The organism is Caballeronia udeis, from assembly GCF_044909315.1.
In the GTDB taxonomy this organism is placed as follows: Bacteria; Pseudomonadota; Gammaproteobacteria; order Burkholderiales; family Burkholderiaceae; genus Caballeronia; species Caballeronia udeis_A.
Genome location: NZ_JBIYEB010000025.1, coordinates 134,342 through 154,074 on the forward strand (window position 1 = coordinate 134,342; position 19,733 = coordinate 154,074).

Genomic DNA, 19,733 nt, shown 5'->3' on the forward strand with positions numbered 1-19,733 from the left:
CAAATAAATTGCATCGGTTGTGCCGACGGATGTCAGCGTTCCCGACAGCGGGAATAAACACGGTTGTGGCGGCCATGCTACTGCAGGTATTTCGTGGCGCGCCAACGCGGCGTCCTGCGGCGCGCGGCCCGTCGCTCCAGGCTTTGACGCCGGAGATTACCGCGATTTTAATGTCGTGATCCGTTCCAGCCACCCAGTAAGGTAACGCTTCGCGGCGACTGCGGGTCCGGCTACAGGTTCAACATGCAGGTCCGGCGTGAGCGACATCGCCACGGGGCGAGCGGATTGTGCCGGATAGGCATGCCGCTGTCGACCTCGCGAAGGATGCAACCTTCGGTCCAAAGCAGGCCTTGGTTTAGCGCGTGGTCTCCGGATAATTCGATGGGAACAATGCGCGCCGGGTCTCTTCGTCCACCTCGCGCTTGAACGTAAGGTCGCGGCCTACCGCTCGTGCGCGCACAACGGCGGGGCGTGCGCTGATGGCATCGAAGAAACGGTTCAGATTCGGGAATGCGGCAAGCGGTTCGTCGGTGGCCAACACTCGCGACGCACGGTCGAGCCATCCCCAGGCGGACATATCGACGATCGAATACTCGTCTCCCACGATGTACTCGCGCCCCGCCAGGTGCTCGTCAAGCACACGATAGTGCCGCTCGATCTCCCGCCGATACCGGTTAATCGCGTACGGAATCTTCTCAGGCGCGGCGTGCTGGAAATGCACCGCCTGGCCCGAAAAGGGCCCGAGTCCAGAGCCGATGAAGAATAGCCATGAGAGCAATTCGGGCCGGTCCGCGGGCTTACCCGCGAAACGCCGGGTCTTGTCGGCGAGGTAGAGGAGGATGGCGCTGGAATCGAACACACGAGCCTCGGTTCCACCGGGACCGTCGGTATCGACAATGGCGGGCACCTTGCCGTTTGGATTGATGCTCCTGAAAGCCGGCAGATGCTGTTCGCCCTTGCTGGTGTCGACGGGAAACACTTCGTAGTCGAGTCCCGTTTCTTCGAGAAAGAGCGCGACCTTGGCAGGATTCGGTGTCGGGTGAAAGTAGAAACGGATCATGTCGTCTTTGGTAGTGGGGAAGGGCTGCTTGCGATGCTTCTGCCAGGACAGACGGGGCGTCGTGGCAGATCACGTCCGCCGTCAAGGACAGGCGCAGAAGGGCAACGATTCCCGTAGGCGTTCTCGAAATCTATCTGTAAGACTGCGCGTGCAGACGCTGTCTCTACCGTCCAATGCGGATTGTCGTTTGTATTTTAGATCGATCGATTTAGAATATCTGAACGAAAAGGGAATGGCAATATCGCCTCGTTCAAGGGAGTAAGGGACTGTATGCCACGCCCAAGAGAGTTTGACGAAGCCGCCGTGCTCGACGCCGCGGTCCTGTGTTTCTGGAACCAAGGCTACGAAGCCACTTCGGTTCGTGAACTCGCGGACAGCATGGGCATCACGGGCGCGAGTCTCTACAACGCATTCGGCGACAAACGCTCGCTATATGGAAAGGCGCTGGCGCACTATGTGTCGCTAAGCGTGGACGATCGTGTCCGGCGTTTCGAAGGCACGCTGTCGCCGCTTCAATCCATCAAGGCGTTCTTCGATGAGATCATCCACCGCTCGCTCACTGACAAGGACCGCAAGGGCTGCATGCTGGTGAATTCTGCGCTGGAAATGGCTCCGCATGATCCGGAGTTCCAGCAAGTTGTGGCCGGTGTGCTGGTGAAGCTCGAAGCCTATTTCGGCCGCTGCGTGGCTGCGGGGCAGCAAACCGGCGAGATTACATCCGCGCAGCCTGCTGAAGACTTTGCGCGACTCCTGCTGGCGGTCTTGCTTGGCATTCGGGTACTGGCACGTAGCCGGCCGGAACCTGCGCTGCTGGAAGGACTATTGCGACCAGTGCTCGCGTTGCTCGATAGCCGTACTTTTGCCGGATAACAGAGCGGCCGGCCTGGCATAGCTCTTCATCGTCTCGCTGACTTTTCCCAAGGGTCACTCACCAACGGTCACTCATTTACCGAGCCTGGTTGTCTGCAGCAAAAAATAGCGGGTTGTAACCCGTCTGTCTTCCCCGACGAACTCACTCACATAGGCACACTGCATAACGCTTTCGTGCCCTTAAAAAATTTCGTTCGGCGATGTAACCCGCCGGGTATTCCAAGCGAATTAACTAGCATCCAACGACCTGCTTCTGAGAAGGGGCGGTTCAACCACGCGGGTTACGAAAACATGGTGTTGGCGGCATCGTCAGCCGCCGCCAACGCGAGCAAGTCACGGAGGCCCGAATGAACGCAACACATGAAGCGAGCCGCGCAAGCAGTCCCTCGCGGACCATTCAGCCTGCATGGGTGCGAATCACACACTGGCTGAATGCACTCGCGGCGACCCTGATGATGCTGTCGGGATGGCGGATCTATGACGCGTCGCCCGTATTCAAGGGCTTTGTTATTCCGCCGGGCATCACGCTGGGCGGATGGCTTGGCGGCGCGCTGCAGTGGCACTTCGCGGCAATGTGGCTGCTGTTCCTCAACGGCCTTTTTTATCTCGCGATGAACATTGTCACGGGTCGCATCGCCGCCAAGTTTTTTCCGCTTTCGCCGCGCGCAATTTTTCATGATCTGGGCGAAGCGCTCAAGGGGCATTTATCGCATGCCGACCCGAGTAAATACAACGCAGTGCAGAAGTTTGCCTACCTGTTCGTGATGCTCGACATCGCCGTGCTTATCCTGTCCGGCCTTGCGATCTGGAAGTCTGTGCAGTTTCCGCTGCTGCGCGAACTGATGGGCGGTTATGACTTTGCGCGGGTTGTGCACTTCTCGGCCATGTCGTTGCTGGCGGCGTTCGTTGTCGTGCACCTGGTGATGGTTTCACTGGTGCCGCGCTCGCTGCTCACCATGATCCGTGGCCGCTGATTCAGCTGTGCGCACATGCCCGGCTAAAAGATAACTTAAGGACTCGAGGAATCTCGATCATGAAACCAGTGAAGCCAAATCGCGTGAGCGTAGACCGCGAGTCGCTGATCATCGACGTTCGCCGCGAACTCGACATGCCGTCCCGCCGCCTGTTCGGTAAGCGCATTGTGACGCTCGGCGGCCTCGCAATGCTGGCCGGTTGCAGTATCTCGGACGACAAATCCGTCGAGACCTTCCTCAGCCGCGTTTCTCGCCTGAACGATACCGTGCAAGGCTGGCTATTCGATCCGAACCGTCTGGCGCCGACCTATACCGAAGCGCAGATCACGCGGCCGTTTCCGTTCAATGCGTTCTACGGCATTGACGACGTTCCAGTCGTCGACGGTTCCGACTTCCGCCTGAAAGTAAGCGGATTGGTGCAGAACACGAAAACCTGGACCTTGCCCGAGCTCTACGCGTTGCCGAAAGCCGAGCAGATCACGCGGCATATCTGCGTGGAAGGGTGGAGCGCGATCGGACGCTGGGGCGGCACGCCGTTCTCGGAATTCCTGAAGCGGGTGGGGGCGGACACAACGGCGAAATATGTTGGGTTCAAATGCGCGGACGATTACTACGAAAGTATCGACATGCCGACCGCTTTGCATTCGCAGACGCTGCTGACCTTCACCTTCGATGGCCAGCAATTGCCACCGAAATATGGCTATCCGATGAAGCTAAGGATGCCTACAAAACTAGGCTATAAAAATCCGAAGCACATCACGGAGATTTTCGTCACGAACAAATTCCCTGGCGGCTATTGGGTCGACCAGGGCTACAACTGGTTCGGAGGTTCCTGACGTCACGAGAGATCGAGACACGTCGCGGCGCCAGGTACTTCGATTCACCCCGGCACGACCGGATACTTTCACTCCAGCAAGAGGTTGATATGAAACTGTTCATCACTGCAGCACTCGCGGCAACGTTGGCCCTGAGCGGCTCCATGGCATTCGCCCAGGCAAGCGATGCGATGGCCCACGATTCAATGGCGAAGGACACCATGTCCAAGGATGCAATGTCGAAAGACTCAATGTCGAAAGATACGATGAAGAAGGACGACAAGATGAAAAAGTCCGACGCAATGGGCCATCCGGCTTCGGGCGCGATGGCGCAGTAATCCGTGCGGTAGTCTTCGCGGCAATCCGTCCACGCATCGAAAGTGGTTCTTCGGGTGATTTTGAACCGCTTTCGATTGCGCTTTCACCTTCCGTCCTTGCTCCCGGCATCGGCGCGATCATCGCGATCATCAAGCTTGGGCACAAGGAAACACTGTTCGTCCCGCCCGGGATGCCAGTAGCCTCCAGCGCCCAGCGTACCTCCATTCCCGTCCACACCTTCTTCGAACCCGACCCGCTGATTTTTGGCGAGTTTTAATCGAGGATATCGACCAAATGCGGCATGTCCGCCACATTCGCCCCCAAACCCATCATTTTGATAAACAATAACGGCACCGCACGAACTCGTGAGCCTTGAACCCAACGCCATCAATGCCCGATCACCGTTTGCTCGCCATCACTCCCGAAACCCACCGTGTCGCGATCGACCTGGTCTACGCAACCGATCGCAACCTGACAGGCAAGCCGATCTACAAGACGGCACATTGCTTGCTCCTGGCTCCCGCCGAAGCCGCCCTGAAGAAAGCCGTCGAGCTGGCGGGCAACATTGGCATGACGCTGAAGATATTCGACGCCTACCGTCCGCCGCAAGCCCAGCAGGTGCTCTGGGACTTCCTTCCCGACCCGACCTACATAGCCGACCTCAAGCGCGGCTCGAACCATAGCCGCGGCACGGCGATCGACCTGACGCTGGTCGATGCGCTTGGCCAGGACCTCGATATGGGCACGGGTTTCGACGAGATGTCGATTGCCTCCGAACACTTCCATCCCGGTTTGCCGGAGCATGTGCAGCGCAACCGTACGTTGTTGCTCGGCGTGATGCACGGCGCCGGCTTTACCCATATTCCCAGCGAGTGGTGGCACTACGAACTACCCGGCTCGCGCGCACTGGACCTGATCGACAACGCCGACAGCGGTCCCTTGCGCCTTATGTAACCGCACGGAACACGCATGACATTTCATCAACATCTCTCACGGAGCGAGTATGAAACGGGTATTGTGCAACGCGCTGGCAGCCATCGCGGCAGCGTCAACTCTGATGCTTGCGGGCACGCGAATCGCGGAAGCCGCCACGCCGAAAGACATGCTGGTCATGGCCACTTTACTCGATGAATTCACTACGCTCGACCCGGGCGAGATCTACGAACTGGTGCCGCAGGAATACGTCGCCAACACCTATGACCGGCTGATTCGCGTTGATTTGAAAGACCCGGCCCACTTCAATGGCGACGTTGCGCAGTCATGGGCGGTGAGCGAGGATGGTCTGACATTCACCTTCAAGATTCGCCCAGGCCTCAAGTTCCACTCGGGCAATCCGCTCACCGCCGATGACGTCGCATGGTCCATCCAGCGGACCGCATTACTCGACAAAGGGGCGGCCGCCGTGCTGGCGGGCATTGGGCTGACGAAGGAAAACGCGCTGCAGAATGTGAAGAAAATCGACGACAGCACGGTTTCGATCACCACCGACCAGAAGTACGCGCCCACGTTCGTGCTGAACGTGCTGGGGTCGTGGCCGGCTTCCGTGCTCGACAGAAAGCTGCTCGAATCGCATGCGAAGGGTAATGATTTCGGCAACGAGTGGCTGAAGACGAACGAAGCGGGATCGGGTGCGTACAAGCTGGTCAAGTGGACCGCGAACGACAGCATCGTGCTGCAGCGTTTCGATGGTTATCGCGTGCCGCTTGCAATGAAACGGATCGTGCTGCGGCATGTGCCGGAAGCATCGAGCCAGCGGCTGATGATCGAGAACGGCGACATCGATATCGCGCGTGACCTGAGTTCGGACGACCTCGCGACGCTGACGAAGAAGGGGACGATCCGGGTGACGTCGGTGCCGCAAGCAACGCTGATGTACCTTGGCCTGAACAACAAGAACCCGAATCTTGCGAAGCCCGACGTGCAGGAAGCCATGAAATGGCTGATCGATTACAACGGGATTCAGCAGAACATCGTGCGCACCACGTACAAGGTGCATGAGACCTTCCTGCCCGAAGGTTTCCTCGGGGCGCTGAACATCAATCCGTACCACCAGGACGTAGCGAAGGCGAAAGCGTTGCTGGCGAAAGCGGGCGTGCCAAATGGCTTCACAGTAAAGATGGATGTGCGCAACGACTCGCCGTACGGCGAGATTGCGCAGGCGGTGCAGGCGAACCTGGCGCAAGGCGGGATCAAGGTCGAACTTATTTCAAGCGATAACAAGCAGACCCTCGGCAAGTATCGAGCACGTCAGCATGACATCTATATTGGCGAGTGGTCGGCGGATTACATCGACCCGCATAGCAACGCGCAGGGCTTCGCGTGGAATCCGGACAACTCCGACAAATCGGCCTTCAAGATGCTTGCCTGGCGTAATGCGTGGGACATTCCCGGGTTGACCAAGGAGACACAGGCGGCGCTGGAGGAATCGTCGACGGCAAAACGCGCGCAACGCTATGAAGCCATGCAGAAGGAGTTTCTGGCTAACTCGCCGTTCGTGATCATGTTCCAGAAGGTCTCGCAAGTCGCGGCGCGGCCGGGCGTGACGGGCCTGGAAGTCGGGCCGATCTTCGACCTCGTGTCATATCGTGACGTGAAGAAACAGTAAGCGTGGCCGCACAACTCTCCGCGTTCCAGCGTCTGCAACGGGCGCTCACCCGCCACGCCGGCGTGCGCCGGACGTGGCTATTCGTGCGCTGGCTGCTGATGCTCGCCGTCACGTTTACCGGCTTGCTCGGCGTGACGTTTTTCATCGGCAGGAAGATTCCGATCGATCCGTTGCTTGCGATGCTGGGCGAGCGCGCGTCGGTGCAGGCGTATGCAGCGGCGCGTTTGGCGCTCGGGCTCGACAAGCCCTTGATCGTCCAATTCCTGATCTACGTGCGCGACGTGCTGCATGGTGACCTTGGCATGTCGCTGCTGACATCGAACCCCGTGATAGACGACATCAAGCGCGTGTTCCCGGCCACGCTTGAACTCGCCACGCTGTCCACGTTCATTGGCATCGTGATCGGCGTCCCGCTCGGTGTCGCGGCCGCGGTGCGCCACAACCGCTGGATTGATCACGTCGCGCGTTTCATCGGACTGGCGGGAAGTTCGTTGCCGGTGTTCTGGCTCGCGCTGATGGGCTTGCTGCTGTTTTATGCCAAGTTGCATTGGGTATCCGGGCCGGGCCGTATCGACCCGCTGTACGACGGTCTTGTCGACACCCGGACAGGCAGTCTGCTGGTCGATTCCATCCTGGCCGGCGAGTGGGATGTGTTCAGGAATGCCCTCTCTCACATCGTGCTGCCCGCGGCTATTCTCGCGTTCTATTCCATCGCGTACCTGAGCCGCATGACCCGCTCGTTCATGCTCGAGCAGTTGAGCCAGGAATATATCGTGACGGCGCGGGCAATGGGCTTGAGCGAACGCCGCGTGATCTGGCGTCATGCGTTTGGCAATATCGCCGTGCCGCTGCTGACTGTTATTGCACTTGCTTATAGCTATCTGCTGGAAGGCTCCGTGCTGACGGAGATCGTGTTTGCGTGGCCGGGCATAGGCTCCTATCTCACCGGCGCGTTGCTCAACGCCGACATGAATGCGGTGCTGGGCAGCACGCTCGTGATCGGCGCCACGTTCATCACGCTCAATCTGCTGACGGACGCGTTGTATCGCGTGTTCGATCCGCGCGCCCGATGACTGCCAGAGGTTCATGACGTGCGTCCATCCACAGACAACTCCGCCCATGCAATGAAGCAGCCTCGCAAAGAGTGGCATGCATGGCTTCTCACCGATACCCCCGCGTCGCGCAGGCAGGCCGCGCTGGGACTGGCGTACCGGCGGTGGCGCCGTTTCGCGAGTAATCCGCTGAGCGTGTTCGGGCTGGTGACCCTGATATTGCTGATCGTATTCGCCGCAATAGGTCCCTTGTTGCCGCTGCACGATCCGCTGCGGCAAGTGCTGGGCGACCGGCTGCTGCCCCCCGGTTCTCCGTCGCATTGGTTCGGCACCGATCAACTCGGCCGGGACATTCTCGCGCGGCTCGTGATCGGCTCTCGCCTTACCTTGAGCATCGCGATCCTGGTCGTGGTGCTGGTCGTGCCGGTGGGTTTGCTGATCGGTACAACGGCGGGGTTCTGCGGCGGTTTCGTCGATACCGTCCTGATGCGCCTGACCGATATCGCGCTCGCGTTTCCGAAGATCGTGCTGGCGCTCGCGTTCGCGGCGGCGCTCGGGCCGGGCGTGATCAATGCGGTGATCGCGATCTCGATCACCGCGTGGCCACCCTATGCGCGGCTCGCGCGCGCCGAAACACTGCGGCTCGTGCAGGCCGATTTCATCCACGTTGCGCGCTTGCAAGGGGCGTCGTCCATGCGGATCCTGCTGCGTTATATTGTCCCGCTATGTTCGTCGTCTGTGATCGTGCGCGCGACGCTCGATATGGCCGGCATCATCCTGACAGTCGCGGGCCTTGGTTTTCTCGGACTCGGTGCGCAGCCGCCGAGTCCTGAGTGGGGTTTCATGGTGGCGTCGGGGCGGGGCGTGTTGCTCGACGCGTGGTGGGTCGCCACCATTCCCGGCATTGCCATCCTGCTCGTGAGTCTCGCGTTCAACCTGCTCGGCGATGGCCTGCGCGATGTCTTCGATCCGCGTCAAGGAGGCTGACATGCCAGCCGATACCCTCTGCGAGATCGATAACCTGCGCATTGCGTTCGAGGCCCACGACGGCACGCTGACCGAGGCGGTGCGCGGCATTTCCCTGACACTCGCGAGGGGAGAGCGGCTCGGTATTGTCGGCGAGTCGGGGTCGGGGAAATCGCTGACCGGACGGGCATTGCTCGGGCTGCTGCCTTCATCGGCACGCTGGTCGGCCGACGCCATGCGGCTCGACAACCACGACCTGCTCGCGATGCGCCCGAAGGAGCGGCGGCGCCTTTGCGGCACGCAGATGAGCATGATCCTGCAGGACGCGAAGTACTCGCTGAACCCCGTAATGACCGTTGCGCAGCAGATGCGCGAGGCGTTCGGCCGGCAGTCGCCGAAGCTGAACGCGAAAGCCATGCGCGAGCGCATTGTCGCCGCGCTGGAGGCCGTGCATATCCGCGATCCTCAGCGAGTTGCCGACGCTTACCCGCACGAGTTATCGGGCGGCATGGGGCAGCGTGTGATGATTGCCATGATGGTGTCGTCGGGTCCCCGATTGCTGATTGCCGATGAACCGACCAGCGCGCTCGATGTGCTCGTCTCCATGCAGGTGTTGTCGGTGCTCGACGAGATGATCGCCAGGCACAACACCGGGCTGATCTTCATCAGCCACGACTTGCCGCTGGTCATGTCGTTCTGCGACCGCGTGCTGGTGATGGTTGGCGGTCGGGTGGTCGAAACGTGCGCGGCGCGCGATCTTGCCCATGCGCAGCATCCGTACACGCGCGGTTTGCTGGCCGCCAGTCCGCCGCTGCGTAACCCGCCGGACGAGTTGCCGGTGCTGCAACGCGATCCCGCGTGGTTCACCGAGGCCGCGCCATGATCGAAGCAAACGGCGTACAGGTGCGCTTTAAAACGAAAACCGGTTTCGCCGATGCGGTTCGCTCGGCGACGTTTCATGTCGACGAAGGGGAGGTGTTCGGACTTGTCGGCGAATCGGGCTCCGGCAAGTCCACCGTGCTGCGCGCATTGACCGGGCTTGTACCCATCGCCAACGGGTCAATGCGAATTGGCCGCCATACGCTTGGCAAGCACATCGATCGTGCATTCAGGCGCGAAGTGCAGATGGTGTTCCAGGACCCGTACGGGTCGCTGTATCCGCGCTTCACCGTGGACCAGACGCTGCGGGAGCCGCTCACGATCAACGGCATGGACCGCCACGATGCCCGCATTCTCGACGCATTGCGCGAAGTCGGTCTCGGTCCCGCCTTCCGGTTCCGGTATGCGCATCAGTTGTCGGGCGGGCAGCGCCAACGCGTGGCAATAGCGCGTGCGTTGATCGTGGAGCCGCGTGTGCTGCTGCTCGACGAGCCGACGTCCGCGCTCGACGTGTCCGTGCAGGCGGAGATCCTGAACCTGCTGCGTCGTTTGCATCGTGAACGCCATCTGACAATGATCCTCGTCAGTCACAACATGGCGGTCGTCGGGTTTCTATGTCAGCGAGTCGCAGTGATGCGCGATGGCGAGATCGTGGAGCAGCTTCCCATTGAAGCCGTTCGCGAGCAAAACGTGGCGCATGAATACACGCGAAGTTTGTTGCTCGCCACTGAAGGTTATCGACGCAAGGCGATCGATCCTGCCTAGCGCGGTGGTTTTCCGCCTTGCGGCGCGCTTCTGTCCGGCGCGTTCCGTCCGTGGACGGGCCCCTGATAGAATAGGGGCTCAGGTAGTTGGCATCCCCGAAGCGCGTTGCGCCGGGATCGCTCACCCGGCTTCCCACGCAACCGGCGGTTCATTGAATGTGGATGACACCGCGAAGCGCAACCCCAAAACGTGACAGTCCGGCATGATCCTGCTGCTCGATAACGTTCTCCGACAAACGTTCGACAGACCGGTTGCCGGCACCTAAAACGCCGATGAAACTGCTAGATGCCCTGGTCGAACAGCGAATTTCGGCCGCTGCCGCGCGCGGTGAGTTCGACAATCTGCCCGGCGCGGGCGAGCCCCTCGAGTTCGACGACGACGTGCTGGTCCCCGAAGAAGTCCGCGTTGCCAACCGCATTATGAAAAATGCCGGTTTCGTGCCGCCTGCTGTTGAACATTTGCGCGCGCTTCGCGATCTGCAGACCGAATCCGGCAGCACCGAAGATCCCGCGACCCGCCGCAAGCTGCAGGCGAAAATGCTGGCACTCGACATGGCGCTGGAATCCTTGCGCGGCGGCAGCACCGTCATGCCGCTTGAATACCGGCGGCGCATTGCCGAACGTTTGTCCGAGCGTCTCTCGGGGAACGACGGAAATGCACAAGCCGAGGCCGCCCAAAAGTGACCCTTACACCCGCAACCGATCTCGCGTTGACCGTTGTTGCCGAACGCGACCGCCGTTTCATGGCGCTCGCGCAGGCTGCGGCGGAGCAAGCGCGCGCATTGGGCGAGGTGCCGGTCGGCGCGGTGCTGGTGCGTGGCGAGGAAGTCATCGCAACCGGCTTCAATCACCCGATCGGCGCTCATGATCCGTCGGCGCACGCTGAAATGGCCGCGTTGCGCGCGGGGTCGCTGGCGCTTGAAAACTACCGGTTACCGGGTTGCGAACTCTACGTCACGCTCGAACCCTGCATCATGTGCGCGGGCGCGATCATGCACGCGCGGATTGCCCGCGTGGTGTTCGGCGCGCACGATCCGAAGACGGGCGCGTGCGGTAGCGTTGTTGATGCATTCGCGATCGGCAATCTGAATCACCACACCAGCGTCACCGGCGGAGTGCTTGGCGACGAATGCGCCAACGCGCTGCGCAGCTTTTTTGCCGAACGCCGGCGCGCCGTGCGCGAGGCGCGGGACGCTCGCAACGCCGGACAACCCGACTCCATCGATCCACTTCCTATTCGCACATGACCCACCAGGCACGTACCATCGATTTCGTCGCACCTTCGGGTTATCCCGACTCTGAACGGGTTGAGCGCGCGATGGAGCGCCTGCGCGCGCAGGGGCACCGGTTGGAGAATGCTTCCGCGGCGCACCGTCGTTATCAACGTTTTGGCGGCACCGACGGCGAACGTGCGGCGGACCTGAACCGGCTCGCCAATTCAACGCGTCCCCTGCCTGACATCGTATTGGCGGTGCGCGGCGGTTACGGCGCTACACGCATTCTTCATGGCCTGGATTACGAGGGCCTGCAGCGCCGCCTGCAAGATCAGCCGATCGCAATTGTCGGCCATAGCGACTTCACCGCGATCCAGTTGGCGTTATACGCGCTTGCCGGCGTCAAGAGCTTTGGCGGCCCGATGCTCACCGCCGATTTCGGCGCAGAAGAACCGAGCGCGTTCACGATGGAGCATTTCTGGAACGCGATCACGCATCCGTCGTTCAAGGTAACGAGCCACGTGCCGCAGGTCCAGTCTGTCGATGTGACCGGAATGCTGTGGGGCGGCAATCTGGCGATGATGGCGTCGCTGATCGGCACGCGCTACATGCCGCCGGTGGAGGGCGGGGTCCTGTTCATCGAAGACGTGAATGAGCATCCTTATCGCGTTGAACGCATGATCTACCAACTGCATCAGGCGGGGATCCTCGCGCGGCAGCAGGCGCTGGTGCTGGGCGAATTCACGGGAGGGAAACTGTCGGAGTACGACAACGGCTATACGTTCGAGACGATGCTCGAACAGGTCAGGTCGGTGATCCGGATCCCCGTTGTGACAGGATTGCAATTCGGGCACGTGCCCGAATTGCTGACGCTGCCGTTCGGTGCAACTGCGCATCTGGTGGCCCGGTCGCACGGATTCGAAATGAAGCTTTCTGATTATCCGTACCTGGCGTAGCGCGTATTGCGCAACTCGAAGGAGCGTCCGAAAGGGCGCTTTTTTTTTTGCATGCTGCACCGCTTGGGAGCAAGTGCGCACGAAAAACGGGCAATAGATTGTCAACAAAAAATATGGCGCAATATGGTTTTCGTCGCTTAAATAATTCATGAAAGCCCTTGTCAGAAGGAACATCAGAGAGTTTGTCCGACAAGACTCCGATTCGTTGATAAATTTTTTTTCTGAAATTGTTGACAGTTTTTATGTCCGCCATAAGATGTACCACATAGAGCGAACACGACCATGTCCGAATCCAAACTGAAAGATTTGTCGAAAGTAACCGTCATCGGCACTGCGGCTTCAGTCGCCGCCGCGACGGCGGAATCGATTGCGGCGAATATTCGCGACGCCATTCTCGAACACCGGCTTGCTCCGGGAGCCAAGCTGACAGAAGCACAGTTATGCGAAGTATTCGACGTAAAACGCGGCACCGTGCGCCTGGCGCTGGCGCAACTGGCGAGCGAACGGCTGGTCGACCTCGAACCGAACCGTGGCGCTTTCGTCGCCAGCCCGTCGGTGCAGGAAGTGCACGAAGTGTTCGAAATGCGGCGAATCATTGAAATGGCGGTCGTCGAACGGATCTGTACCGGGCATGGCACGCGCCGGCTCAAGTCGATCAGCACGACGATAGGACGTGAACGCAAGGCATACGAGAGCCGCGACTTCTCGTCGTGGATACGGCTGTCCGGCGAGTTCCATAAGGAGCTCGCGCAGCTCACCGGTAATACCGTGTTGTGCGAATGTTTGTCGGGGCTGGTGGCGCGCTCCACGCTGATATCAGCGTTGTATGAGTCGCTTGGCAAGAGCTCGTGCAGCTTTGAAGATCATGAACATATCCTGGCCGCGCTCGATGCCGGCGACGGGCCCAAGGCCGCCGAACTGATGGCGCGTCACTTGCAGGAAGTCGAACTGAAAATGCTGGACCGGCCCGCACGCGGCGCGGTCGATTTGCGCGAAGTCTTTTCGAAGCCGAAGGTAAGCGAGCGCGATAAAAGCGCCTGATTTTCAAACTGACATGCGGCACCACCGCGACCACTCTCCGGGCGCGAAGTAATACCAGCTTTACCCATATCTGAAAGCCGAACAAATTTAATAGCCCGCATTCAATGAATGCGCGGTCTTTCATCATGCCTTTTCCGTGGACGCATGCGTGTTGTTGCGCGTGCCGAGTGGATGAATTGCGTCCGGCCGCGGGTTCGCTCGCGGGTGCCGGACGGTGTAGCCCATACCGACAAGAAAGCGCTGAGCGTTGACCACGCGACGGTGCGTATTGCTATACGAAAGCACTACGAAGTCGACTATTTGCGGCTTGATTGCCGAGCTAATTCAAGGAGAAGTCATGGTTCAGATCAGTGCCACCCCGGGCAGCGGGGCAATCCCATCTTACGACGATTCAAATAGTAATCCTGATCATCCGGTCGGGTACAGCGACCGGTTGTATAACGACGATCTTGCGCCACTCAAACATCAGACGTGGAGTGCGTACAATATCTTTGCGTTCTGGATGTCCGACGTGCATAGCGTGGGTGGTTATGTGTTCGCCGGGAGCTTGTTTGCGCTAGGCCTGACGAGCTGGCAGGTGCTGATTTCATTGCTCGTTGGAATTGGCATTGTGAACCTGCTGTGCAACCTCATAGCGAAGCCGAGCCAACAGGCGGGCGTCCCGTATCCGGTAGCGTGCCGCATGACATTCGGGGTGCTGGGGGCGAACCTTCCGGCAGTCATTCGTGGCCTGATCGCAGTGGCATGGTATGGAATTCAGACCTTCCTTGCGTCGAGCGCGCTGGTCATTGTGGTGCTGAAATTTGTGCCGCAATGGATGCCTTACGCCGATGTCCACAGGTACGGTTTTGTGGGGTTGTCCGCATTGGGCTGGGCTGGGTTCATGATGTTGTGGGTGTTGCAAGCCGTGGTGTTCTGGCGCGGGATGGAGATGATCAAGAAGTTCATCGACTTCGCGGGTCCGGCAGTCTACGTGGTGATGTTCATCCTGGCCGGCTACATGGTCTGGCGTGCGGGCTGGCGCAACATTGGCCTGAACCTGGGCGGCGTGAAATACCACGGTATGGAAGTAGTGCCGGTCATGATCACGGCCATATCCCTGGTGGTCTCCTACTTCTCCGGACCGATGCTGAATTTTGGCGACTTCTCGCGTTACGGCAAGACTTTCAAGAGCGTGAAGCGCGGCAATTTCTGGGGCTTGCCGGTCAACTTCCTGGCATTTTCACTGGTGACGGTTGTAACGACCGCTGCGACTCTGCCGGTCTTTGGTCAGTTGATTACGGACCCTGTGGAAACTGTGGGCCGAATCGATCAACCGACGGCGGTGATCCTGGGTGCGTTGACCTTCACAATAGCGACGATTGGTATCAACATCGTGGCAAATTTTGTGTCACCGGCTTTCGATTTCTCGAATGTGGCGCCGCGTTTGATCAGTTGGCGGATGGGTGGGATGATGGCCGCGGTGGCATCGATTTTCATCACCCCGTGGAACCTCTTCAACAACCCTGCCGTGATCCACTACACGCTTGATGTGCTTGGCAGTTTCATCGGACCGTTGTATGGCGTGCTCATCGTGGATTTCTACCTGATGAAGCGCGGCAAGATCAAGGTCGAGGAGTTATACACGATGTCGGAGACCGGGCGCTACTGGTATAGCAATGGGGTGAACTGGCGCGCAGTGGCCGCACTATTGCCCGCGGCGGCCATAGCGGTGGCTTGCGTGATGCTGCCGTCCCTTGAAGGCGCCGGCAACTTCTCGTGGTTTATAGGTGCGGGATTGGGTGCCCTGTTCTACAGGATCATCGCGGACAAGAACTCGGTGTCGAATTTTGCTTAAGAGCGGGAGCCCGGCGGCAGGTGAGCCATCGCATTGGAGTATCTTCATAATGCGGTGGTGACTGCAAGCAGCAGTGACTGGGGGGAGTTTGCGAAAATAATGTGTAATCCGAATCAAATGTTGATTGCTGGAACTGGAAGGAAAACCAAATGCGCATCAAGCTGATCAATCCGAACACGACGGAACGCATGACGTTGGCGATGGATCGTTGCGCCAGGGAAGTAGCGTCAGCAGGAACGGAAATAATTTCCGTCAGCGCCTCAATGGGGCCGCCCTCCATTGAGGGTTACTACGACGAAGCGCTCGCTTCACTGGCCTTGTTGCAGGAGATAGAAAAGGGTGAGAAGGAGGGTGTGGACGGGTACGTCATAGCCTGCTTTGGCGACCCTGCGTTATATGCGGCCAGGGAATTGTCCACGGGCCCGGTCATCGGCATAGCGGAAGCGGCAATGCATGCGGCAAGCGTCATAGCGCCGAGTTTCAGCGTAGTGACCACCTTGAAGCGTACCTGCACGATGTCCTGGCACCTGGCGGAGCGCTACGGCATGAAGCGTTTCTGCAAGAACGTCCGTGCTACCGATGTAGCCGTGCTGGACCTCGACATTCCCGGTTCCCGGGCGCGCTCGATCATCATAGAAGAGTGCCGAAAGGCCCTGGCGGAAGACGATGCGGAGTCGATCGTCCTGGGCTGTGCAGGCATGGCGGAGTTTTGCCACGAGATTGAAGATGCGATTGGCGCACCGGTTATCGAGGGTGTGACGACGGCGGTGAAATGGGCGGAGGCGTTGGTCGCGCTAAGGTTGCGGACGTCGAAACGCGGTGACTACGCCCGCCCGCTGGCGAAGCAGTATGACGGTGCGCTAGCGCCTTATAGTCCAGGCAAACCCCAATAAAACGCCTGGACCATACATCTCGCCTGACCTGCAATATCTGCGTATGAATATGGGCGCGACGATGTGTTTTCGCTAAACTGACCCATCGTCGCGCGGGTCTCCAACCGTGTGCGGCTCCATCGACTTCCACGCACTCATCCAGCCATGTCGAATGAATCGAAGTACCCACGCGACCTGATCGGCTACGGCCGGTACCCTGTGCAGCCGAATTGGCCCGGGGACGCACGCATTGCGGTGCAATTCGTGCTGAATTACGAGGAAGGCGGGGAAAATTGCGTGCTTCACGGTGACCCGGCATCGGAACAGTTCTTGTCCGAAATCGTGGGTGCGGCGGCTTACCCGTCTCGTCACATGAGCATGGAGTCCATCTACGAGTACGGTTCACGCGCCGGCGTCTGGCGAATCCTTCGCGAGTTCGAAAAGCGGGACTTGCCGCTGACGGTATTCGGCGTGGGCATGGCGATCGAGCGTCACCCGGATCTGGGCCGCGCGTTCGTCGAATTGGGGCATGAGATCGCGTGCCACGGGTATCGGTGGATCCATTATCAGGACATGTCCCCGGAGAAGGAAGCGGAGCACATGCGGCTTGGCATGGAGGCCATTGAACGCGTGACGGGTGTGCGGCCGCTCGGCTGGTACACAGGGCGGGACAGTCCGAACACGCGCCGGCTGGTGGCGGAGCATGGCGGTTTTCTGTACGACTCGGATTATTACGGCGACGACCTGCCGTTCTGGATGGACGTGGAGGTCAGCGGTGGCGCCAAGGCGCCGCAACTGATCGTGCCTTATACGCTCGATACCAACGACATGCGTTTTGCCACGCCGCAAGGTTTCAACACGGCGGAGCAGTTTTTCATCTACCTGCGCGACGCGTTCGACGTGCTCTACGAAGAAGGCAGCGAATCGCCGAAGATGTTGTCCATCGGTATGCATTGCAGGTTGCTGGGCCGGCCGGGACGCTTGCGTGCGCTGCAGCGTTTCCTCGATCACATCGAGCAATATGATCGCGTGTGGGTAACACGGCGGGTGGATATTGCGCGGCACTGGCGCGAGCATCATCCGTATGAAGGCACAGCGGGGGTGAGCGCGTCATGAGCATCGTGCGGATTACTTTGGACCAACTCAATGCGCTGCCTGCCGGCGCGTTTATCAGCACGCTCTCGGGTATCTTCGAACACTCGCCGTGGGTGGCGGAAGCGGCGCTTTGGAAGCGGCCGTTCACGAGCGTTGATCAGCTTCACGACGTCATGACCACGATTGTCGACCAGGCGGGCAACGCGCGGCAGCTTGCTTTGATCAACGCCCACCCCGAGCTTGCCGGCAAGGCTGCGGTGCGGGGCGAACTCACGGACGAATCCACGCGTGAGCAAAGCGGTGCGGGGCTGAATCTCTGCACTCAGGAGGAGTTCGACAGGTTGCAGGTGCTTAACGCCGAATACCGCGAGAAGTTTGGATTTCCCTTTATTTTGGCTGTGCGTGGATTTGATCGCCACGGCATTATCGCGAACTTCGAGGCGCGCCTGCATCATGGCCGTGAAATCGAGTTACGCGAAAGTCTTCAGCAGATTTACCGGATAGCGCGCTTCAGGCTTGACGAGTTGCTTGGTTAATCAACGTTTGAACGCTTGAATACTCGAACCCTTGAATGCAGCGCGTCACCTTCAAAACCTTATAAGGAAACACATGGCCGCCCCTATACTCGATGCAAACGCGCCCGAATTCACTCGCCGATATGTGAATCTCGCGGACCCTCGGTTGGGTGCGCAGGCGCTTGAAGCGAGCGACGAATTCTTTGCACCGAAAGAGCGGATGCTCAATCCGGAGCCAGCGGTGTTTATCGTGGGCAAATACGACGATAACGGCAAGTGGATGGATGGCTGGGAAACGCGCCGCAAGCGGGTAAGCGGATTCGACTGGTGTGTGGTGAAGCTGGCGCGCCCGGGAGTGATCAAGGGTATTGATATCGATACTAGCCATTTCACAGGCAACTTTCCGCCGGCCGCATCTATCGAGGGTGCGCACGTGGCGAACGGCGCGCCGACCCAAGCGACGCAATGGACGGAGGTCGTGCCGTCCATGACGTTGCAGGGGAACACGCATCATTACGTGGACATCGCCAGCGAGCAGCCATTCACACATCTGCGTGTGAACATTTACCCGGATGGCGGTATCGCACGGTTGCGTGTGTATGGACAGCCGCAGCTTGACTGGAGCAGCGCTAGCCGCACCGAGTTATTCGATCTCGCGGCAATGGAAAATGGCGCGTACATTGTTGGCGCGAACAACCAGCATTTCGGGCCGGCTTCGACCTTGCTGATGCCGGGACGCGGTGCAAATATGGGCGATGGCTGGGAGACGCGTCGGCGTCGTGAGCCGGGTAACGACTGGTGCATCGTGGCGCTTGCTCAGCCGGGCGTGATCAGGAAGATTGAAGTGGATACGGCGCATTTCAAGGGCAATTATCCTGACCGGTGTTCGTTGCAGGGCGCGTATGTGAAGGGTGGAACGGACAGTTCGCTTGTCACGCAGGCGATGTTCTGGCCGGTCTTGCTTGGCGAGCAGAAGTTGCAGATGGACAAGCAGCATGTGTTCGAGTCGGAGTTGGCCGAGTTGGGTCCCGTCACGCATGTGCGATTCAACATTTATCCGGACGGTGGTGTATCGCGGTTGCGCTTGTTCGGCACGCTTGTCTGATGCGCTTGCATGACATGGGTTTTACGATGAAAAAACTGTCGATTGAACCGTTGACCCGGGCGGCGTTTGAACCGTTCGGCGATGTCATCGAGCTTGACGGGGCGAAGCAGATTCCGATTAATCTCGGGACGACGATTCGTTTCCACGACCTCGCCCGGATTGATGTGGAAGATGAGGGTGGGCGGGCGCTTGTGAATCTGTTTCGCGGGCAGCCGCGCGTGTTGCCGTTTGAGGTTTCGATGCTCGAGCGGCATCCGTTGGGGAGTCAGGCGTTTTTGCCGCTCAACGATCGGCCGTATCTGGTTGTTGTTGCGCCGGCGGGGGAGCTCGATGAATCTGCTATTCGTGGGTTCGTTACTCGCGGATGGCAGGGGGTGAATTATGCCAAGGGCGTCTGGCATCATCCGTTGATCGCACTTGGCGAAGTGAGCGACTTTATTGTTGTGGATCGCGGTGGGGATGGTTGTAATCTCAACGAGGTTCAGCTTGATGAGTCGGTCTGGTTAATGGACTGAGTTTTCGCTCGCGCTCGGGGATGGTTTCTGGCTTGGCGATCGGTTGGGGTTGGGGCCGGGTGCTAGGTTCTGGGGTTAGCGGTCTGAGTCAATGCCGGGTTGCTGCTTTCGGTGTTAGTGGCCTGCAAGAGTCGGATATTCTCTTTATCACTATTAGCCACTGTGCGTGGCGGCACGGACCCCTGCTTCTCCGAACACGGATACCCACACGCTTCGCCACCAGTGATTGAACCTGCCCAAGGTTCACCCCGCGCTATCCGCGAACAACCTTCCACCGAAT

General features: G+C 59.4%; 21 protein-coding genes. 20 read left to right on the plus strand and 1 reads right to left on the minus strand.

The genetic code is table 11. From position 1 onward, the window contains the following. Positions 1-355: 355 nt before the first annotated feature. Positions 356-1,060, minus strand: a complete 705-nt coding sequence (locus tag ABH944_RS32260; RefSeq protein ID WP_404611225.1) for a glutathione S-transferase family protein — start codon at positions 1,058-1,060, stop codon at positions 356-358. 270 nt (positions 1,061-1,330) lie between these two features. Here ABH944_RS32260 and ABH944_RS32265 point away from each other — a divergent pair, with 270 nt between their 5' ends. The 20 genes from ABH944_RS32265 to ABH944_RS32360 all read left to right on the plus strand — a co-directional run bounded on the left by ABH944_RS32265 (position 1,331) and on the right by ABH944_RS32360 (position 19,453). Beyond that, a complete protein-coding gene (locus ABH944_RS32265) occupies positions 1,331-1,930 on the plus strand; it encodes a TetR/AcrR family transcriptional regulator (RefSeq protein ID WP_404611224.1) in 600 nt (199 codons plus the stop codon). A gap of 347 nt (positions 1,931-2,277) precedes the next feature. Continuing rightward, positions 2,278-2,904 (plus strand): cytochrome b/b6 domain-containing protein, encoded by a 627-nt coding sequence (locus ABH944_RS32270; protein WP_404611223.1) that lies wholly within the window; start codon positions 2,278-2,280, stop codon positions 2,902-2,904. Positions 2,905-2,963: 59 nt separating this feature from the next. Then, the gene (locus ABH944_RS32275) at positions 2,964-3,740 is read left to right on the plus strand and encodes a molybdopterin-dependent oxidoreductase (protein WP_404611222.1); all 777 of its coding nucleotides are present in this window, start codon (positions 2,964-2,966) and stop codon (positions 3,738-3,740) included. A gap of 89 nt (positions 3,741-3,829) precedes the next feature. Beyond that, on the plus strand, positions 3,830-4,057 hold the full coding sequence (locus ABH944_RS32280) for a pentapeptide MXKDX repeat protein (protein WP_404611221.1): 228 nt from the start codon (positions 3,830-3,832) through the stop codon (positions 4,055-4,057). A 370-nt stretch (positions 4,058-4,427) separates the two neighbouring features. Beyond that, complete coding sequence (gene ddpX / locus ABH944_RS32285; protein ID WP_404611220.1) at positions 4,428-4,991, plus strand: D-alanyl-D-alanine dipeptidase; 564 nt, start codon at positions 4,428-4,430, stop codon at positions 4,989-4,991. 49 nt (positions 4,992-5,040) lie between these two features. Further along, a complete protein-coding gene (locus ABH944_RS32290) occupies positions 5,041-6,642 on the plus strand; it encodes an ABC transporter substrate-binding protein (RefSeq protein ID WP_404611219.1) in 1,602 nt (533 codons plus the stop codon). 32 nt (positions 6,643-6,674) lie between these two features. Beyond that, entirely contained in the window at positions 6,675-7,715 is a 1,041-nt protein-coding gene (locus ABH944_RS32295; RefSeq protein WP_404611329.1) for an ABC transporter permease, read from the plus strand. A gap of 51 nt (positions 7,716-7,766) precedes the next feature. Continuing rightward, positions 7,767-8,681: an ABC transporter permease gene (locus ABH944_RS32300; RefSeq protein WP_097262345.1), complete on the plus strand. Its 915-nt coding sequence runs from the start codon at positions 7,767-7,769 to the stop codon at positions 8,679-8,681. Position 8,682: 1 nt separating this feature from the next. Next, entirely contained in the window at positions 8,683-9,543 is an 861-nt protein-coding gene (locus ABH944_RS32305; protein ID WP_404611218.1) for an ABC transporter ATP-binding protein, read from the plus strand. Beyond that, positions 9,540-10,304 carry an ABC transporter ATP-binding protein gene (locus ABH944_RS32310; RefSeq protein WP_062089905.1) on the plus strand — a complete coding sequence of 255 codons (765 nt, stop codon included), beginning with the start codon at positions 9,540-9,542 and terminating at the stop codon, positions 10,302-10,304. Before ABH944_RS32305 ends, ABH944_RS32310 begins: the two co-directional genes overlap by 4 nt. A 272-nt stretch (positions 10,305-10,576) precedes the next feature. After that, positions 10,577-10,987 (plus strand): DnaJ family domain-containing protein, encoded by a 411-nt coding sequence (locus tag ABH944_RS32315; protein WP_404611217.1) that lies wholly within the window; start codon positions 10,577-10,579, stop codon positions 10,985-10,987. Beyond that, positions 10,984-11,550, plus strand: a complete 567-nt coding sequence (gene tadA / locus ABH944_RS32320) for a tRNA adenosine(34) deaminase TadA (protein ID WP_404611216.1) — start codon at positions 10,984-10,986, stop codon at positions 11,548-11,550. Before ABH944_RS32315 ends, tadA begins: the two co-directional genes overlap by 4 nt. After that, complete coding sequence (gene ldcA, locus ABH944_RS32325) at positions 11,547-12,473, plus strand: muramoyltetrapeptide carboxypeptidase (protein WP_404611215.1); 927 nt, start codon at positions 11,547-11,549, stop codon at positions 12,471-12,473. The genes tadA and ldcA overlap by 4 nt, the downstream gene beginning before the upstream one ends. A gap of 282 nt (positions 12,474-12,755) precedes the next feature. Beyond that, entirely contained in the window at positions 12,756-13,514 is a 759-nt protein-coding gene (locus ABH944_RS32330; RefSeq protein WP_404611214.1) for a GntR family transcriptional regulator, read from the plus strand. Between the two features lie 337 nt (positions 13,515-13,851). Continuing rightward, the gene (locus tag ABH944_RS32335) at positions 13,852-15,351 is read left to right on the plus strand and encodes an NCS1 family nucleobase:cation symporter-1 (RefSeq protein WP_404611213.1); all 1,500 of its coding nucleotides are present in this window, start codon (positions 13,852-13,854) and stop codon (positions 15,349-15,351) included. A 149-nt stretch (positions 15,352-15,500) separates the two neighbouring features. Continuing rightward, positions 15,501-16,244, plus strand: coding sequence for an aspartate/glutamate racemase family protein (locus ABH944_RS32340; RefSeq protein ID WP_404611212.1), 744 nt, complete (start codon positions 15,501-15,503; stop codon positions 16,242-16,244). A 144-nt stretch (positions 16,245-16,388) separates the two neighbouring features. Beyond that, positions 16,389-17,339 carry an allantoinase PuuE gene (gene puuE, locus ABH944_RS32345; protein ID WP_404611211.1) on the plus strand — a complete coding sequence of 317 codons (951 nt, stop codon included), beginning with the start codon at positions 16,389-16,391 and terminating at the stop codon, positions 17,337-17,339. After that, positions 17,336-17,854: a 2-oxo-4-hydroxy-4-carboxy-5-ureidoimidazoline decarboxylase gene (gene uraD / locus ABH944_RS32350; RefSeq protein WP_404611210.1), complete on the plus strand. Its 519-nt coding sequence runs from the start codon at positions 17,336-17,338 to the stop codon at positions 17,852-17,854. The genes puuE and uraD overlap by 4 nt, the downstream gene beginning before the upstream one ends. A 73-nt stretch (positions 17,855-17,927) precedes the next feature. Next, a complete protein-coding gene (alc, locus tag ABH944_RS32355; RefSeq protein ID WP_404611209.1) occupies positions 17,928-18,938 on the plus strand; it encodes an allantoicase in 1,011 nt (336 codons plus the stop codon). A gap of 26 nt (positions 18,939-18,964) precedes the next feature. Then, entirely contained in the window at positions 18,965-19,453 is a 489-nt protein-coding gene (locus ABH944_RS32360) for an ureidoglycolate lyase (RefSeq protein WP_404611208.1), read from the plus strand. Positions 19,454-19,733 lie beyond the last annotated feature (280 nt).

Excerpts from the sequence above, each read along its gene's own strand:
- ABH944_RS32260 (WP_404611225.1), bottom strand. The coding sequence starts at position 1,060 with ATGATCCGTTTCTACTTTCACCCGACACCGAATCCTGCCAAGGTCGCG.
- ABH944_RS32265 (WP_404611224.1), top strand. The coding sequence starts at position 1,331 with ATGCCACGCCCAAGAGAGTTTGACGAAGCCGCCGTGCTCGACGCCGCG.
- ABH944_RS32270 (WP_404611223.1), top strand. The coding sequence starts at position 2,278 with ATGAACGCAACACATGAAGCGAGCCGCGCAAGCAGTCCCTCGCGGACC.
- ABH944_RS32275 (WP_404611222.1), top strand. The coding sequence starts at position 2,964 with ATGAAACCAGTGAAGCCAAATCGCGTGAGCGTAGACCGCGAGTCGCTG.
- ABH944_RS32280 (WP_404611221.1), top strand. The coding sequence starts at position 3,830 with ATGAAACTGTTCATCACTGCAGCACTCGCGGCAACGTTGGCCCTGAGC.
- ddpX (WP_404611220.1), top strand. The coding sequence starts at position 4,428 with ATGCCCGATCACCGTTTGCTCGCCATCACTCCCGAAACCCACCGTGTC.
- ABH944_RS32290 (WP_404611219.1), top strand. The coding sequence starts at position 5,041 with ATGAAACGGGTATTGTGCAACGCGCTGGCAGCCATCGCGGCAGCGTCA.
- ABH944_RS32300 (WP_097262345.1), top strand. The coding sequence starts at position 7,767 with ATGAAGCAGCCTCGCAAAGAGTGGCATGCATGGCTTCTCACCGATACC.
- ABH944_RS32305 (WP_404611218.1), top strand. The coding sequence starts at position 8,683 with ATGCCAGCCGATACCCTCTGCGAGATCGATAACCTGCGCATTGCGTTC.
- ABH944_RS32310 (WP_062089905.1), top strand. The coding sequence starts at position 9,540 with ATGATCGAAGCAAACGGCGTACAGGTGCGCTTTAAAACGAAAACCGGT.
- ABH944_RS32315 (WP_404611217.1), top strand. The coding sequence starts at position 10,577 with ATGAAACTGCTAGATGCCCTGGTCGAACAGCGAATTTCGGCCGCTGCC.
- ldcA (WP_404611215.1), top strand. The coding sequence starts at position 11,547 with ATGACCCACCAGGCACGTACCATCGATTTCGTCGCACCTTCGGGTTAT.
- ABH944_RS32330 (WP_404611214.1), top strand. The coding sequence starts at position 12,756 with ATGTCCGAATCCAAACTGAAAGATTTGTCGAAAGTAACCGTCATCGGC.
- ABH944_RS32335 (WP_404611213.1), top strand. The coding sequence starts at position 13,852 with ATGGTTCAGATCAGTGCCACCCCGGGCAGCGGGGCAATCCCATCTTAC.
- ABH944_RS32340 (WP_404611212.1), top strand. The coding sequence starts at position 15,501 with ATGCGCATCAAGCTGATCAATCCGAACACGACGGAACGCATGACGTTG.
- puuE (WP_404611211.1), top strand. The coding sequence starts at position 16,389 with ATGTCGAATGAATCGAAGTACCCACGCGACCTGATCGGCTACGGCCGG.
- uraD (WP_404611210.1), top strand. The coding sequence starts at position 17,336 with ATGAGCATCGTGCGGATTACTTTGGACCAACTCAATGCGCTGCCTGCC.
- alc (WP_404611209.1), top strand. The coding sequence starts at position 17,928 with ATGGCCGCCCCTATACTCGATGCAAACGCGCCCGAATTCACTCGCCGA.
- ABH944_RS32360 (WP_404611208.1), top strand. The coding sequence starts at position 18,965 with ATGAAAAAACTGTCGATTGAACCGTTGACCCGGGCGGCGTTTGAACCG.